Here is a 13,588-nt window from a genome sequence, read left to right as displayed (position 1 = left end):
AAGGGAATTCATCGAAACCCCCGGCGGGTAAGCGCCGCCTCGACGGCCTGGACCAGCGAGGGCGGCGAGGTGTAGAGCATTTCCCGGGTGGCGACGCTGACCGCGATCTGGGTGGTCGTGCCGCGGGTCAGGCGTGCCCCCGACGCTGCGCAGCTGACCAGGTAGTTGATGCGCAGCCGGTTCTCCCATTCGACGAGTTCCGCGCGCACATCGAGGGCCTGGCGGAAGGTCGCGGGCTTGACGTAGCGCAGTTGCAGGTCGACCACGGGCCAGACGTAGCCGTCGCGCAGCATGTCGTCGTAGTTGTAGCCGATGTCGTCGAGCAGTTCGCACCGGACTTCTTCGAAATACTTGACGTAGTGGCCATGCCAGACGACGTTCAGCGAATCGATGTCGTAGAACGGCACTTTGATGGGGATGTCGATGCCGAGCAGGCCGCGTTTACGCATGTTTCTGCCAGAAGGGATAGAAGTTGAACCATTGCAGCGGGGCGTCGCGGCAGGCCGCGGCGAGCACGTCGGCATAGCGCTGCGCGCCGCGCGAGACTTCGGCCTCGCGGGTGGCTCGCGTCCAGGCCAGTCCGTCTGACAGGCGCTGCAGGGCAATGCGGTAGCGTCCCCGCCGGCGTGTGCAGAACACGGTATTGACGGGGCAGCGCAGCAGGCCGGCCAGCAGCCATGGACCTTGCGGCAGCAGCGCATCGGCGCCGAGGAATGTCACCGGGACGACGCGCTTGCCCTGGAGCGGCGTGCGGTCGCCGGCGATGGCCAGCCATTCGCCGCGCTTGAGTCTTTCGCTCAGGTGCAGCATGGTCGCCGCGTCCAGCTCGCTGACCTGGATCAGGTTCAACTGGCTGGCGCCCGCCTGCGACAGCAAGGCGTTGAAGCGCACCGCGTTGTGGCTGTGGACCAGCACGTTGAGCCGCAGGTTCGGCTCGTGGCTGGCGATGGCCCGGCAGAGTTCGGCGTTGCCCAGGTGGGAGCAAAGCAGGATCTGCCCCGGACCGCTGCCCATCTGGGCCCGGAGCCGGTCCGGATCCTCGATGTCCACGTCGCCGGTGGCTATCCTGCCTTGCCAGGTATCGAGCTTGTCGAGCAAGGCGCACGCGAACGCCAGGTATTGGCGGTAGACGGGGAATCGCGCCGGAAAGAGCGCCGGCCCCCCGCCATGGGCCGCCAGGCGCCGCTGGTATTCCGCGATGGCGCGCCGCGCTTCCCCGCCCGTGGCGTAGAAGTACAGCACGACCAGCCAGACCACGGGGGCGACGGCGCGCCGGCCCAGCGTGCGCGCGGCCCAGGCCGTTGCCCGCATCGGCAGGCTCGCGCCTCGCTCCGGGCGCCGCGCCCAGTGCGTGGGAGAGGATGCCGGCCTCATGCGCCGGTCCTGCGCAGCGCGCGGCGGGCAAGCAGCAGGGGGAGGCGGCCCAGCATGCCGAAGAACAGGCGCGCGTGCTCTTTGCTGATCAGCAGGTTGTCGCGCAGCGCGTGGAAATGCGAGATGCCGTCACCCGGATACATGACCCGCGTCGGCAGCCACACCATGGGCACGTTGCGCCAGTGCAGGCGGACGATGATGGAAATGTCGAAATCCATTCGCCGCCCGATGCTGGCGTTGTCGATGACCGGCAGCGTCGCGGCGAGGGGATAGATGCGGAAGCCGCACATGGCATCGGGGATGTCCAGGGCGAGCGTGTTGATCCAGACCCAGACGCGCGTGATCCAGCGTCCGTAGAGGCGGGCACGGGGCGCATCGTCGCCGTAGATCGGTGCGCCGCACACCAGGGCCTGGGGGTGCGCCCTCGACAGCGCGGCGAATTGCGCGACGTCCGCCAGCGCATGCTGGCCGTCGGCGTCGATTTGCAGCGCGTGGCTGTAGCCGCGGCCGGCGGCGGCGCGCAATCCGTCCAGGACGGCCGCGCCCTTGCCGCCGTTGTCGCGGCGGCGCAAGAGCCAGGTGCCGGGGATGGTGCGGACGAGGCCGTCGAGCACCGTGGCGCAGTCGGGGGCGGAGCCGTCGTCCACGAGCAGGGTGTCCAGGCCTTGGGCGCGCAGGCTGCGAACTACGCCGGCCACCGTCGCGCCGTGGTTGTAGACGGGCACGATGGCGCAGAGTCTATGCGTCGGCATGTCGGGGCCTGTGCAGGATGCGGCCGGAGGAGCAAGGTTCGCCGTCCAGCCTGAATGCGAAATAGAGTTTGGCGTTCGCTTCGTTCCACCGCAGGGTGAGTTCGGCGACGTCGCCCGGGCGCAGCAGTTTCTGGAACTTGAGCACTTCGACGCCGCCGAAATCCAGGCCGGGAAACACGTCGCGCCGGGCCGTATCGTAGGCCCAGCCTATTTGCGCCACGCCGGGGACGACCGGCGTCGCGGGAAAATGGCCGGAGAAAAATGCCAGATCCAGCGGAATGCCGACTTCGTAGCGCCGCTCGCCTGCTTCCGTGGCAGGCAGCGCAAGCAGGTGCGGAGCGGTCGGCCGCGGGCCAGCCAAGGATTCGAACAGGGGAAGCGCGAGCTTGTCTTGCGCATTGCGGGGCAGGCGCTGCATGAAGCGCCAGCTGCGCGGGATCGCCAGGGAGGCGAGGTGCTCCCGCAGATGCGCCTGCAAGGCCGCGACCAGCGCGCGCCTGCCTTGATTGCGCAGGGCGTGCACGCCGGCCGGGGTCAGGGCCGCGAGCGCGGTGAGCCGGGTATTTTCCTTGCGCTTGCCGACGTACGCTTCGTGCACGTAGGGATGCCTGGCGAGGAGACGTTCCACCGCCGGCAGCGCGATGCGTTTTTCCTCGATCTTGACGATGCGGTCCAGGCGTCCCTGCAGCTCGAAGCCGGCATCGCAGAGGCGGACGGTATCCGCGGTCTGCTCGCGCGCCAGGGCGGTCCAGGGGGACTCCACCCACAGTGCCTGCCGTTCGTCGGCGCCGATGCGGGCGCCGGCGAAGGCCCGCCAATGACCGGCGCCTTGGCGCCAGGCAATGATGCCGGTTTCCGAACTGCCGTAGATCTCGGTCGGCAGCAGGTCCAGCCTGGCGGCGAATTGTCCGGCGGTTTCTTCGGGCAGCGGCCCGCCCGCGGAGAAAATCCGTTCGACCCGGGAGCCGAGGGCGGTCCAGTCCAGGGCCGGACCGCAACGCCGCAGCAAGGCGGGGCTGCTGATCCAGATCGCCGGCGCATGGCGCGCGGCGGCGCGCTGGAGCTCTTCGGGATAGACCAGTTGGGGGCGCAGGATGGGGCGGCCCGAGCACAAGGGCCACAGCACCCTGAAGATCAGGCCGTACATATGGTGCGGACTGACGCTGCCCATCACAGTGGCGGCGGTCGCACCGGCATGGGCCGGCCACTGGCGCTGGAGCGCTTCCACCTCGCTGGCCAATTGATCCCAGGTCTTGAGGATGCGCTTCGGACTGCCGCTGGATCCGGAAGTCAGCAGCACGATGCCGGCGGATGCCGGATCCAGGCGGCAGGCGGACAGCGCCGCCGCGCCGGTCTGCGCGATCAGGCCGGCCGGGGACGCGGTCCGGCCGGCGGTGCCCGGCAAGGCCGCGTCGCTGAGCCAGAGGTCGATCTCGCCGTCCAGTTCCGCGCAGGTGGCGGGCTGGACGTCGCTCGGCAGGATCGCCCGGGTTCCCGTTCGCCAGCATGCGAGCAGCGCGCAAGCCAGTTCGGCGGCATCGTCGAACCAGAGTCCCGCGGTCCGGACTTGCGCGGCCGCCAGCGCGCCGGCCAGCGCCAGGCTGCGGGCGGCCAGGTCCGCCTGGGTCATGGCGGGGCCGTGCGCGGCCAGCCGTGAAGGATCCGGCGCCGAGAGGAGCTCGGCCAGCGCTACCCAATGCCCGGACATCAGGCCGCTCGCAGCAGGAAGGGGCGCAGCGCGCGCTCGCCCACCAGCAGCGCGCCGATGAGCGCATAGCTGATGCCGCCGGTGTAGAGCGTCCACCAGCTCCACGGGGCCCACAGCGCCAGGGCGGCGGCGACGCCGGCATTGAGCAGGAAGAACACGCACCAGACCTGCGTGACCCGGCGCGTGTACCGCACGCCTTGCTCGGGCAGCTCCGGTTCGCGCAGGCGCGCCAGGCGCTCGATGACGGGCGGCCCATAGCGCAGGCTGCCGCCGAAAATGGCCAGCATGAACAGGCTGACCAGTACAGGATAGGCGCGCAACGAGAGTTGGGCATCCGAGCAGGACAGCGCGATGCAGCCGGCCAGGGCGGCCGCGGGCAGCAGCCGGCCCCCGGGTTCTTCCGGCCGCGCCAGCAGGGTGCGCAGCAGCCACAGCGCCGAGAGCGGAAGCATGATCCAGGCCGGCTCGACCCGGCCTTGCACGGCATAGACCCAGAAGGGATAGGCCATGCCGGCGGCGAGAGAGACCGGGACCAGGGCGGATCGCATGCTCAGCCGGCGTTCTGCTGTTTCTGGTAGACGGCCTCGATGACGTCTTCGACCGTCCGGACCGAGCGGAAGTCCGCGGCGTCGAGCTTGCGGCCCGTCGCGCGGCGGATGTGGTCGATCAGGTCGATGGCGTCGATGCTGTCGATTTCGAGGTCGGTATACAGGTTGGCCGAAGGCGTCACGCGTTCGGGCTCTATCTCGAACAGCTCGACGAGGGCATTGCTCAGTACGGCGTAGATCTCTTCTCGAGTTTGCATGGCGGATCGGCGGTCAGTTTCGGCGGTTCGAGGTGACGAAGGCGGCAAGGTGGGCGACGCTGGAAAAATGCTGCCGCAGGTCCTTGGTGTCGGGGTCGATGGCGATGCCGTATTTCTTCTGCAGGCTGAGCCCGAGCTCCAGCGCGTCCACGGAGTCCAGCCCCAGGCCGTCGCCGAACAGCGCGTCGTGCGTATCGATGTCTTCCGGCGTCACGTCCTCCAGGCCCAGCGATTCGATGATGAGGTTCTTGAGTTCAGTTTCCAGTGCCTGCATGGTGGTTCAGTTCCGACGCGAAATAGTCATGGAGAAAATCGTTCATCAAACGGCCGGCGATGGGAGGGGAGTGCCTGTCGCGCCACCGGGCCGGGTCGATGTCCGGGCCGACGTGGATGCTGTATCGCATGCGCCTGTAGGGGATGCGGTACCAGGGCTCGCCCTTGGTCAGGCTGCGCGGCGTCATGCGGATGACGACCGGCGTGACCACCTGCGCGCCTCGCAGGGCAATGGCGCAGGCTCCCCGGTGGAGTTTCGGCAAGCTGCCGACCGGCGTGCGGGTACCCTCGGGGAAAATGATGAGGGCCTCGCCTTGCTTCAATACCTCGGCCGAGCGATCCAGCATTTCCAGGCTTTGGTCATTCGTAATATAGCCCGCGCTGAGTATGGGGCCGCGCGTGAAAGGGTTGGTGACCAACCCGTGCTTGACGACGCAATTGGCATGGCCGTCGACGTGGCCGATCAGGAAGACCACGTCCAGCAGCGACGGGTGGTTGGCCACGATGAGCTGGCCGGGGCGTCCGAGCCGCTCGGCGCCGCGGAAATCGACGGTCAGGATGCCGGCCCGGACCATGAAGCGGATGAACCAGCGGAAGCTGCCGCCGATGGCGCGGCGCGCCCGGCGCTGGCGCACGCGCCGGCTGCCGGGCAGCAGGCCCTGCGGCGGGAAGACGAACAGGCGCAGGGCCAGGCCGCCGAGTCCGAACAGGACGAAAGACGCGCCCGTTGCGACCAGGCGCCAGAGCCAGGCGTCCTGGCGCTGCGGCGCTAGCGATCGAGGTGCGTCCATTGCCATGCGTGTCCGTTTTCGATGTGATGCCAGCCGGGCGAGCCGAGCGCCAGGTTGCGCACGAGGTTCAGCGGACTGGGCCAGGCAGGGGCCGGCGAGCACGCCGGCGGATCGGACGGCGCAAGCCGCCAGTCCTGGCCGGGCTCGATGCGGAACGCCGCCGCGTAGGAAAACGGCACATCGGCGATCCAGGGCCGATACGGTGCGGGCGGGAGTTCTTCGGCGAGGACGACGAGCGCGGCTTCATAGCCTTGCCGCAGCAGGGCGCAGGCTTCGAGGAAGGCGTGCTCGGCGCCGCAATGCGCCGCCGACAGCGCCACGGTTTCCGCGGTTTCGCCGCGGGCGATGGTCCATTGCCCGGCCACGGCGTTATGCACGGAGAGGCCGAAGGACGTGGGCGACAGCGGTTCGCCGCGAGCCAGGTCGAGGAGCAGTTCGATGTCGCGCGTGGTTTCCCCGTGCTGCGAGCCATAGACCACGGGCAGGTTCGCACGCCCCTCGGCGAGCGGCCAGGCGCATGCGAACACCATGCGCGCGAGGGCGCCGAGCCGGCGGCGCTGCATGGCAGGCAGGAAATCCAAGCGGGGCGGGGCATCGTCGCCGGCCGGACAATAGGGCGCCCGAGCCCACGTCTGCCAAGCGGGCGTGTCGTGGATGTGCGGCGCCCAAGCTTGCCAGTCCGCTATCGAAAAAGTAACCATGCTGCGTGATTTTACGAATAGTCACGAATTTACCCTATATTGTGCGCACCATGAAGACGACCGATGTGGCGGCAAGCACAGTCTTGCACGTGGGCTGGGCGGGTCCCGCCGCGGCGCAGGCCTATTCGGAAGCGTGCCTGTCCGAGGCCGATCGCATGCGCGCAGGCGGAGCCCGCCGCGGCAAGGCCGAGCTCGATTGGCGCGTCAGCCGCGCATTGATGGCGGAGCTCGACGTCGCCAGCGCCGGGGTGTGGTCGCTGAGTCACAGTGGCGGCCACGCGCTGTGCGCCCGCGCGGCCGGCGGCAAGCTCGGCGTCGATCTGGAGCGGATCAAGCCGCGGGACGTCCTGCGCCTGGCGCAGTGGGTATGCGATCCCGCGGAATGCGAGATCTTGCACGGACAAGCCGCTGCGCTGCAACTGACTTATTTCTATTTGCTGTGGACCTTGAAGGAAGCCTTCGTCAAGGCGGCCGGCCTTGAGTTTCCCGGCGCCATGCGCGACGTGGGGTTGCGGGAAGAGGCCGGGGAACAGCGCCTGAGAGCCCCGGCGGGGAAATGGCATGCGGCCGTTTTCCTGCTCGAGCCGGACTGGATGGCCGCCATCGTGACCAGCGCCGGCGGCGGCGGGCCGCTTCCCGTCGTTGCGTGGCAGTCGGGACAGATTGCCCGCGTGCCTGTCCATCGCATGCTGGGCAGCTGGAGCTGCTAGCGGTCCGGCCTGGCGGGCCGCCGCTATATGATAGGGACAATTTATCAAGCAGGAGCAGGCGATGAGCGAGCAGGGCACCCTCGAGCGTCTCGAGGCGGGCATGCCGATTCCTTTTGGCGGCAACCGGTATACGCGGGTGGACGAGGCGCTGGCGCGCGCGTTCGCGCCGGGCGACCGTTTGCTGGTGGTGCAGGAGAGCGGCGCGCTGCTGCACGTTCCGGCCGCGGTGGATGCGGCGGCGCGCGCCAGCGTGGCGCGGGCGCAGGCGGCCTTTGCGGCCCTGGCCGATTGTCCGCGCGAACGCGTGGACCAATTCTACGAGCGGTTCGCACAGGCGCTGTCGGACGATGCGGTATGGGCCGACATCGTCGCGGCCAACCAGGAGGACGTCGCGCGCGCGGCGGCCAAGGGCCGTTCGACCACGCGGCTGAAGGTTTCCGATGCGATGCGCGCGGCGATGATCGCCGGGCTGCGGGCCTGGCCCGGCGTGGTCGGTCCCGACCACCGGCTGGCCGGCGAGGTGGCGCATGCCGACTGGCGCGTGGCGATCGAGCGCGTGCCCTTGGGCGTGGTGGGCTTTGTGTTCGAAGGCCGTCCGAACGTGCTGGTGGACGCCTGCGGCGTGCTGGCGACGGGCAATGCCGCCGTGCTGCGCATAGGCAGCGACGCGCTGGGAACGGCGCGGGCGCTGGTCGGGCGCGCGCTGGCGCCGGCCCTGCAGGCCGCCGGCCTGCCCGATGGCTGCGTGTCGCTGATCGACCTGGAGGACCGGGCGGGCGGCTGGGCCTTGTTCAGCGATACGCGGCTGGCGCTGGCCGTGGCGCGCGGCTCGGGCGAGGCCGTCATGCAGTTGAGCAGCGTGGCGCGCCAGGCCGGCGTGCCGGTGAGCGCGCATGGCACGGGCGGCGCGTGGATGGTGGTCGACGCGACCGGCGACGCGGACCATTTCGCGCGTTCGGTCACGCGTTCGCTGGACCGCAAGGTGTGCAACACCTTGAACGTATGCTGCATCGTGCGCGAACGGGCGCAGGAACTCGTGCCGCGCTTTCTCGCGGCGATCGATGCGGCCGGCGCGGCGCGCGGCGGCAGTCCGCGCCTGCACGTGCTGCCGTCCGCGCAGGCCTATGTGCCCGACGAACTGTATGCCAGGCAGGTCACGGTGCGGCGCGCCGAAGGGGAGGTGAGCGAACCGTACGCCACCTCCCTGGCCGAGGCGCAGCTGGGCCGCGAATGGGAATGGGAAGACACCCCGGAACTGACGCTGGCGGTGGTGGACTCGGTGGAGCAGGCGGTGGCGCTGTTCAACCGCTACAGCCCGCATTTCGTCGCGAGCCTGGTCTCGCGCGATGCCGCCGTGCGCCGCATGTTCGAATCGCGCGTGGATGCGCCGTTCGTCTGCGACGGCTTTACGCGCTGGGTGGACGGTCAGTACGCGCTGGGCAAGCCCGAACTGGGCCTGTCCAACTGGGAACATGGCCGCCTGCTGGGACGCGGAGGCGTGCTCACCGGCGCCGATCTCTCCGCGATCCGGCTGGTCGCGCATACCGAGAGCGGCGCCGCGCGCTAGGGTGTCCATGCCCAAGCGCCCCCTGGATACCGGGGCCGTCGCCATGCTCGTGCTGCTGTGCGCGAGCTGGGGCGGCCAGCAGGTCGCCGTCAAGATCGCCCTGCCTGCGTTTCCGCCTTTCCTGCAGATGGGCCTGCGCTCGCTGGGCGCGGGCCTGCTCGTGCTGGCCTATTGCCTGGCCACGGGGCGCGGACGCCTGTTCCGGCGCGGCGGCGACCTGGGGCTGCTGCTGTGGTCGGCGGCATGCTTTACCGGCGAATTCGTGTTGCTCTACGTGGGGCTGCAGTGGACCGATGCGAGCCGCACGGCGCTGTTCCTCTACACCGCGCCTTTCTTCGTCGCCGTGGGCGCGACCTGGCTGCTGCCCGCCGAGCGCCTGCGCTGGGCGCAATGGCTGGGTCTGGGGCTGTCGTTCTGCGGCACCGCCATCGTGCTGGGCGTGCCGCACGCGGCCGCTTCGCGCTACGCCCTGCTGGGCGACCTGATGATCATCGCCGCCGGCGCGCTATGGGCCGCGACCACGCTGGTGATCAAAACCACGCGGCTGGCCGGCTCGCCGCCCGAGAAAGTGCTGCTCTACCAGCTTGGCGTCTCGGGCGTGGCCGGGCTGCTGGTGGCTGCGCTGATGGGCGAATCCGTCGGCGCGGCGACGTGGGGCCAGGCGGCGGCATTGTCGTACCAGACCATCTGGATCGCCGGCGTGACCTTCCTGCTGTGGCTGCGGCTCCTGGCCAACTATCCGGCCAGCACGCTGCAGGCCGCCACCTCGATGTCGCCGCTGTTCGGCGTGGCGTTCGCGGCGCTCGTCCTGGGCGAGCCGATCTCGCCCTTGTTCGCGCTGGCGGTAGGGCTGGTGGTGGCGGGGCTGGTGCTGCTGAACCGGCGCGGCTAAAGCCTCGTCCGGCGCCGTGCGCGGGTGGTAAACTGCCGCCCTTGCGGAGCGGCGGTAGCTCAGTTGGATAGAGCAACGGTCTTCTAAACCGTAGGTCACGGGTTCGACTCCTGTCCGCCGCGCCACAGCATCTTCCCCGAGCGAGAATTCAAGCCGCCCATGCTTGCGTCCCGAGCCGCAGCGCGCGGGTCTACGCGACCCGGTTCTGCAGCGGCTCGCCGGCATGGAAAGCCAGCAGGTTGCCAATGGCCAATTCCAGCGTCGCATCGGCGGACTCGGGCGAGCGGCCGCCGACGTGAGGCGTCAGCAGTACGTTCGGCAGTGCCGCCAACTCGGCGGGAACCGCGGGTTCGGTGTCGAGCACGTCGAGCCCCGCGCCGGCGATGGCGCGCGAGGCGAGCGCGCGTACGAGTTCGTCCGTGTCCACGGCATTGCCGCGGCCGACGTTGACGAAATAACCCGACGGACCCAGCGCTTCCAATACGCGGCGATCGATCAGGCGGCGCGTCGCCTCCCCGCCGGGGAGGACCGACACCAGCACGTCGGCGCGGTGCGCCAGGGTCTCGAGGTCGGGCACGTACTCCCACGGCACGCCGTCGCGCGGACTGCGGTTGCAGTACAGCACCGGCATGCGGAAAGCCTCGGCGCGCCGCGCCAGCGCCGTGCCGATGCGGCCCAGGCCGGCGATGCCCAGGGTCTTGCCCGAGACGCGGGGCGGCGATGGAAAACCGTCCTGCCAGCGGCCCTCGCGGGCTGCCAGGTCTCCCGCGCGGAACTCGCGCATCACCGCGATCACCAGGCCCATCGCATGGTCGGCCACGCATTCGCTGTTGCCGCCGGAGCCGTTGGTGACGGCGATGCCGCGGGACTTGGCGGCGGCGAGGTCGACGCGTTCGAAGCCGGCGCCCAGGCAACTGACCAGGCCGAGGTGCGGCAGCCGGGCCATGTCATCGTCCGTGACGGCGACGATGCCGCCCTTGACCAGGATCGCGCGGACGTGGGGCGCGGCCGCATCCAGCGCCGCGCCCCACCCGGGGCCGGGCGAGGCGGTGTATAGCTCGAAGCGCTCGCGCAGCCTGGCCATGCTGGATGCGGGCAGGTCGTCGATCAACAGGAGCAGGGCGGGCTTGTCGGTCGGCATGCGCGTCACAGGCGATAGCTGGGGTCGATGCGGTCGAGCTTGCGCAGCATGGCGGGCCATTCCATCAAGCCGAACGGCCGACGGGTCGTAGGCAGGAATTCCACCCGCGTCGCTTCGACCACCTCGTCGTTGACCGGATGCAGCGGCGTGCCGCAGGCCATGGCGGCGAGCTGCGATTTGCAGGCGAGCTCCAGGCGCACCATGGTGTTGAAGGTCTCGGCCACCGTGCCGCCCACGGCCAGCAGGCCGTGGTTGCGCAGGATCAGCGTGCTGGCCTGGCCCAGGTCGCGCGCCAGGCTTGCCTTTTCGGCCTCGTCCAGCACCACGCCCTCGAACTCGTGGTAGCCGATGTCGGCGAAGCGCATCGCCGTCTGCGTGATCGGCAGCAGGCCGCATTCGAGGGCGGACACCGCCATGCCGGTCCAGGTGTGCGTATGCATGACGCACGCGACCTCGGGCCGCGCCTCGTGGATCGCGCCGTGGATGAGAAAGCCCGCGCGGTTCACGTTGTAGGTCGCGCCGTGGAAGTCGGGCATCGTCAGGATGTTGCCCTGGTGGTCGATCTTGATCAGCGACGACGCGCAGATCTCGTCGTACAGCACGCCGTGGGGATTGATGAGGAAGGCGTCCGGCTCGCCCGGCACGCGCACCGAGATGTGGTTGGCGGCCAGGTCCGTCAAGCCGTACAGCTCGGTAAGCCGGTAGCAAGCGGCCAGATCGACCCGGCTCTGCCATTCGGCGTCGGAACAGCGCCCGCGCAGCGAGGCGACGGCCACGGCCATGGGTACCGTCATTTCCATGCGATTCTCCTGAGTAGTCATGAATGCGGCGCGCGCGCCATGGCCGCGCCGATGTCGGCGATGCGCCGGGTCCCGAGCAGCGCCATGTTGCGATGGATTTCGGCGCGCAGCAGTTCGATCGCGCGCTGCACGCCGGCCTTGCCGCCCACCGCGGCGGCATAGAGAAAGGGCCTGCCGAGGAACACGTGCGAGGCGCCCAGCGCGAGCGCCTTGACGACGTCGGTGCCGCGGCGGATGCCGCCGTCGATGAAGACGGGCAGATCGGCGGCCGCCACGATGCCGGGCAAGGCCTCGAGCGGCGCGACCGCGCCGTCGAGCTGGCGGCCGCCATGGTTGGAGACGATCACCGCGTCGGCGCCGGCTTCCTGCGCAAGCGCAGCGTCGCCGGGCGAGAGCACGCCCTTGACCACGAGCCGGCCGCGCCATTGGTCGCGCATGCGCTGGAGATCTTCCCAGTCGAGGTTGTCGCGCCGGTGCGCGCGCCTGGTGGCCGTCCACGAGAACATCGGGGCGCGTTCTTCCGCCATGTTCTCGAAGTGCGGCATGCCTTCGCGCGCGACGCTCCGCAGGAAGCTGCCGCACAGCCAGCGTGGATGGCACAGCGCATCGGCGACCAGGCGCGCGTTGGGCTTGAGCGGGGAGGCATAGCCGCGCCGTATGTTCTCTTCGCGGTTGCCGCTGACCGGCACGTCGACCGTGACGACCAGCGTCTCGAAGCCTGCGTCGGCAACGCGGCCGAGCAGGCGCCGGTTGCGCTCGGCGTCGGCCGAGGGGTAGGCCTGGAACCAGGTGCGGGGGTTCGCTTTCAGGATGCGGTCCATCGTCACCAGCGATGCGCTGCTGAGCACGAACGGCACGTTGGCCGCCGCGGCGGCGCCGGCGAGCGCGAGGTCGCCCTGGAAGGCGGCGACCCCTACTGCGCCCATGGGCGCGATGCCGAAGGGCGCGGCCCATTCATGGCCCAGCGTGCGCACCGCGGAACTGCGCTCGGAGGTGTCGACCAGCACGCGCGGCACCAACCGCACCGCCTCGAAGGCGGCGCGGTTCGCGCGCAAGGTCGCCTCTTCTTCCGAGCCGCCGTCGATGAAGCCGTAGATCGCGCGCGGCAGCCGGCGCGAGGCGGCGCGCCGGTAGTCCTCCAGGCACAGCATCATGCCGCGGCCGTCGCCGCAGCGGCGGGGTCGAACGTCTCCAGGCCGGGCCAGCCATTGATCTGCGAGCGCAGCATGTAGCGGTATTCGTCCGGCCCGTAGTCGGCCGTGGCGCGATGGACCGTCGACCAGTTGTCCCAGATCAGCACGTCGCCCACGCGCCATTGGTGGTCGTAGACGAAACGGTCCTGCAATTGGAATGCGAACAGGTAGTCGAGCAATTGCCGGCTTTCCTCCGGGTCCATGTCGAGGATCTCGACCGTGTAGCCCGGATCCGCATACAGGAAGCGGCGGCCGGTGACGGGGTGGCGTCCCACCAGCGGATGCGGCACGGGCGGGCGCTTGGCGCGCTGCTCGGGCGTCAGCTCGGGCCGGCTCGAACCGCGCCGGCGGGCCTCGTCGTAGTACTTGTGAAAATCGTGCAGCGCCACCGCGCCTTCGATCCTGGCCTGCACGTCGTCGGGCAGGGCCTCGTACGCCGAATACATGTCGGCGAAGCGGGTGGCGCCCAGGGCCTTGCCGTCGCGCATCGGCACCTCGACGCCGTGCAGTGCGGTGAACTTGCCCGGAACGGCGTTGTACGACATGTCGGTGTGCCAGTCCTGGCCCGCATCGATGTTGCCGAGCGGCGTTCCATCGGGCGCGCGCCGGTTCGTCAGGATCATGATCTCGGGGAACTCGAGGGTCGCCGCGCGGGTGGTGACGTTGCGGTGCAGCGGCCCGAGCCGCATGCAGAAGCGGCGCATGCCGGCGACGTCGAGGTGCTGGGCGTCGATGGCCAGCACGCTGTTGTGATAGAGCAATTGCTCGATCAGCAGGACCTCGGTGTCGTCCAGGTCGCCGCTCACGTCTATGCCCTTGAGGCGGGCGCCGATGGGCGAGCCGCTTTTCTCTACGGTGGGGGTGGATCGAAGTCGGGTCAT

The 13,588-nt window shown here is 69.7% G+C and carries 16 protein-coding genes and 1 tRNA gene; 4 read left to right on the top strand and 13 right to left on the bottom strand.

Annotated features, from left to right (window positions below; translation table 11 throughout):
- Window positions 1-8: 8 nt before the first annotated feature.
- From PIGHUM_RS17350 to PIGHUM_RS17310, 9 genes are read right to left on the bottom strand one after another with little or no spacing between them, the layout of a single operon-like run.
- Window positions 9-449 carry an acyl-CoA thioesterase gene (locus tag PIGHUM_RS17350; protein ID WP_124080862.1) on the bottom strand — a complete coding sequence of 147 codons (441 nt, stop codon included), beginning with the start codon at window positions 447-449 and terminating at the stop codon, window positions 9-11.
- Window positions 442-1,374, bottom strand: coding sequence for a lysophospholipid acyltransferase family protein (locus PIGHUM_RS17345; protein WP_124080860.1), 933 nt, complete (start codon window positions 1,372-1,374; stop codon window positions 442-444). The genes PIGHUM_RS17350 and PIGHUM_RS17345 overlap by 8 nt, the downstream gene beginning before the upstream one ends.
- Window positions 1,371-2,126 (bottom strand): glycosyltransferase family 2 protein, encoded by a 756-nt coding sequence (locus PIGHUM_RS17340; RefSeq protein WP_124080858.1) that lies wholly within the window; start codon window positions 2,124-2,126, stop codon window positions 1,371-1,373. The genes PIGHUM_RS17345 and PIGHUM_RS17340 overlap by 4 nt, the downstream gene beginning before the upstream one ends.
- Entirely contained in the window at window positions 2,113-3,834 is a 1,722-nt protein-coding gene (locus tag PIGHUM_RS17335; RefSeq protein ID WP_124080856.1) for an ApeI family dehydratase, read from the bottom strand. Before PIGHUM_RS17335 ends, PIGHUM_RS17340 begins: the two co-directional genes overlap by 14 nt.
- A complete protein-coding gene (locus PIGHUM_RS17330; RefSeq protein WP_124080854.1) occupies window positions 3,834-4,382 on the bottom strand; it encodes a COG4648 family protein in 549 nt (182 codons plus the stop codon). Before PIGHUM_RS17330 ends, PIGHUM_RS17335 begins: the two co-directional genes overlap by 1 nt.
- 2 nt (window positions 4,383-4,384) lie before the next feature.
- A complete protein-coding gene (locus PIGHUM_RS17325) occupies window positions 4,385-4,639 on the bottom strand; it encodes an acyl carrier protein (protein ID WP_124080852.1) in 255 nt (84 codons plus the stop codon).
- 13 nt (window positions 4,640-4,652) lie between these two features.
- Window positions 4,653-4,913: a phosphopantetheine-binding protein gene (locus PIGHUM_RS17320; RefSeq protein WP_124080850.1), complete on the bottom strand. Its 261-nt coding sequence runs from the start codon at window positions 4,911-4,913 to the stop codon at window positions 4,653-4,655.
- Entirely contained in the window at window positions 4,894-5,703 is an 810-nt protein-coding gene (locus PIGHUM_RS17315; protein WP_124080849.1) for a lysophospholipid acyltransferase family protein, read from the bottom strand. The genes PIGHUM_RS17320 and PIGHUM_RS17315 overlap by 20 nt, the downstream gene beginning before the upstream one ends.
- Window positions 5,682-6,284 carry a beta-ketoacyl synthase chain length factor gene (locus PIGHUM_RS17310; protein ID WP_246013278.1) on the bottom strand — a complete coding sequence of 201 codons (603 nt, stop codon included), beginning with the start codon at window positions 6,282-6,284 and terminating at the stop codon, window positions 5,682-5,684. The genes PIGHUM_RS17315 and PIGHUM_RS17310 overlap by 22 nt, the downstream gene beginning before the upstream one ends.
- A 170-nt stretch (window positions 6,285-6,454) precedes the next feature.
- On the opposite strand from PIGHUM_RS17310, the gene PIGHUM_RS17305 reads away from it, so the two are divergent.
- From PIGHUM_RS17305 to PIGHUM_RS17290, 4 genes are all read left to right on the top strand, one after another.
- Window positions 6,455-7,114: a 4'-phosphopantetheinyl transferase family protein gene (locus PIGHUM_RS17305; RefSeq protein WP_124080845.1), complete on the top strand. Its 660-nt coding sequence runs from the start codon at window positions 6,455-6,457 to the stop codon at window positions 7,112-7,114.
- A gap of 61 nt (window positions 7,115-7,175) precedes the next feature.
- The gene (locus PIGHUM_RS17300) at window positions 7,176-8,681 is read left to right on the top strand and encodes an aldehyde dehydrogenase family protein (RefSeq protein WP_124080842.1); all 1,506 of its coding nucleotides are present in this window, start codon (window positions 7,176-7,178) and stop codon (window positions 8,679-8,681) included.
- A 7-nt stretch (window positions 8,682-8,688) separates the two neighbouring features.
- The gene (locus PIGHUM_RS17295; protein WP_124080840.1) at window positions 8,689-9,573 is read left to right on the top strand and encodes a DMT family transporter; all 885 of its coding nucleotides are present in this window, start codon (window positions 8,689-8,691) and stop codon (window positions 9,571-9,573) included.
- 48 nt (window positions 9,574-9,621) lie between these two features.
- Window positions 9,622-9,698 (top strand) — tRNA-Arg (locus tag PIGHUM_RS17290).
- Between the two features lie 65 nt (window positions 9,699-9,763).
- On the opposite strand, the gene PIGHUM_RS17285 is transcribed toward PIGHUM_RS17290, so the two are convergent.
- From PIGHUM_RS17285 to PIGHUM_RS17270, 4 genes are read right to left on the bottom strand one after another with little or no spacing between them, the layout of a single operon-like run.
- Entirely contained in the window at window positions 9,764-10,714 is a 951-nt protein-coding gene (locus PIGHUM_RS17285; protein ID WP_160142329.1) for a 2-hydroxyacid dehydrogenase, read from the bottom strand.
- Window positions 10,715-10,719: 5 nt separating this feature from the next.
- Window positions 10,720-11,508 (bottom strand): class II aldolase/adducin family protein, encoded by a 789-nt coding sequence (locus PIGHUM_RS17280; protein WP_124080969.1) that lies wholly within the window; start codon window positions 11,506-11,508, stop codon window positions 10,720-10,722.
- Window positions 11,509-11,531: 23 nt separating this feature from the next.
- Window positions 11,532-12,668 (bottom strand): alpha-hydroxy acid oxidase, encoded by a 1,137-nt coding sequence (locus PIGHUM_RS17275; RefSeq protein ID WP_124080837.1) that lies wholly within the window; start codon window positions 12,666-12,668, stop codon window positions 11,532-11,534.
- Window positions 12,665-13,588: a TauD/TfdA dioxygenase family protein gene (locus PIGHUM_RS17270; protein ID WP_124080836.1), complete on the bottom strand. Its 924-nt coding sequence runs from the start codon at window positions 13,586-13,588 to the stop codon at window positions 12,665-12,667. The genes PIGHUM_RS17275 and PIGHUM_RS17270 overlap by 4 nt, the downstream gene beginning before the upstream one ends.

The sequence above is a fragment of the Pigmentiphaga humi genome, assembly GCF_900606115.1.
GTDB lineage: Bacteria > Pseudomonadota > Gammaproteobacteria > Burkholderiales > Burkholderiaceae_B > Pigmentiphaga > Pigmentiphaga humi.
This window is presented reverse-complemented; position numbering and strand designations above follow the sequence as displayed.

Excerpts from the sequence above, each read along its gene's own strand:
- PIGHUM_RS17335 (WP_124080856.1), bottom strand. The coding sequence starts at position 3,834 with ATGTCCGGGCATTGGGTAGCGCTGGCCGAGCTCCTCTCGGCGCCGGAT.
- PIGHUM_RS17305 (WP_124080845.1), top strand. The coding sequence starts at position 6,455 with ATGAAGACGACCGATGTGGCGGCAAGCACAGTCTTGCACGTGGGCTGG.
- PIGHUM_RS17340 (WP_124080858.1), bottom strand. The coding sequence starts at position 2,126 with ATGCCGACGCATAGACTCTGCGCCATCGTGCCCGTCTACAACCACGGC.
- PIGHUM_RS17330 (WP_124080854.1), bottom strand. The coding sequence starts at position 4,382 with ATGCGATCCGCCCTGGTCCCGGTCTCTCTCGCCGCCGGCATGGCCTAT.
- PIGHUM_RS17295 (WP_124080840.1), top strand. The coding sequence starts at position 8,689 with ATGCCCAAGCGCCCCCTGGATACCGGGGCCGTCGCCATGCTCGTGCTG.
- PIGHUM_RS17280 (WP_124080969.1), bottom strand. The coding sequence starts at position 11,508 with ATGACGGTACCCATGGCCGTGGCCGTCGCCTCGCTGCGCGGGCGCTGT.
- PIGHUM_RS17345 (WP_124080860.1), bottom strand. The coding sequence starts at position 1,374 with ATGAGGCCGGCATCCTCTCCCACGCACTGGGCGCGGCGCCCGGAGCGA.
- PIGHUM_RS17325 (WP_124080852.1), bottom strand. The coding sequence starts at position 4,639 with ATGCAAACTCGAGAAGAGATCTACGCCGTACTGAGCAATGCCCTCGTC.
- PIGHUM_RS17285 (WP_160142329.1), bottom strand. The coding sequence starts at position 10,714 with ATGCCGACCGACAAGCCCGCCCTGCTCCTGTTGATCGACGACCTGCCC.
- PIGHUM_RS17320 (WP_124080850.1), bottom strand. The coding sequence starts at position 4,913 with ATGCAGGCACTGGAAACTGAACTCAAGAACCTCATCATCGAATCGCTG.
- PIGHUM_RS17300 (WP_124080842.1), top strand. The coding sequence starts at position 7,176 with ATGAGCGAGCAGGGCACCCTCGAGCGTCTCGAGGCGGGCATGCCGATT.
- PIGHUM_RS17350 (WP_124080862.1), bottom strand. The coding sequence starts at position 449 with ATGCGTAAACGCGGCCTGCTCGGCATCGACATCCCCATCAAAGTGCCG.
- PIGHUM_RS17315 (WP_124080849.1), bottom strand. The coding sequence starts at position 5,703 with ATGGACGCACCTCGATCGCTAGCGCCGCAGCGCCAGGACGCCTGGCTC.
- PIGHUM_RS17270 (WP_124080836.1), bottom strand. The coding sequence starts at position 13,588 with ATGACCCGACTTCGATCCACCCCCACCGTAGAGAAAAGCGGCTCGCCC.
- PIGHUM_RS17275 (WP_124080837.1), bottom strand. The coding sequence starts at position 12,668 with ATGATGCTGTGCCTGGAGGACTACCGGCGCGCCGCCTCGCGCCGGCTG.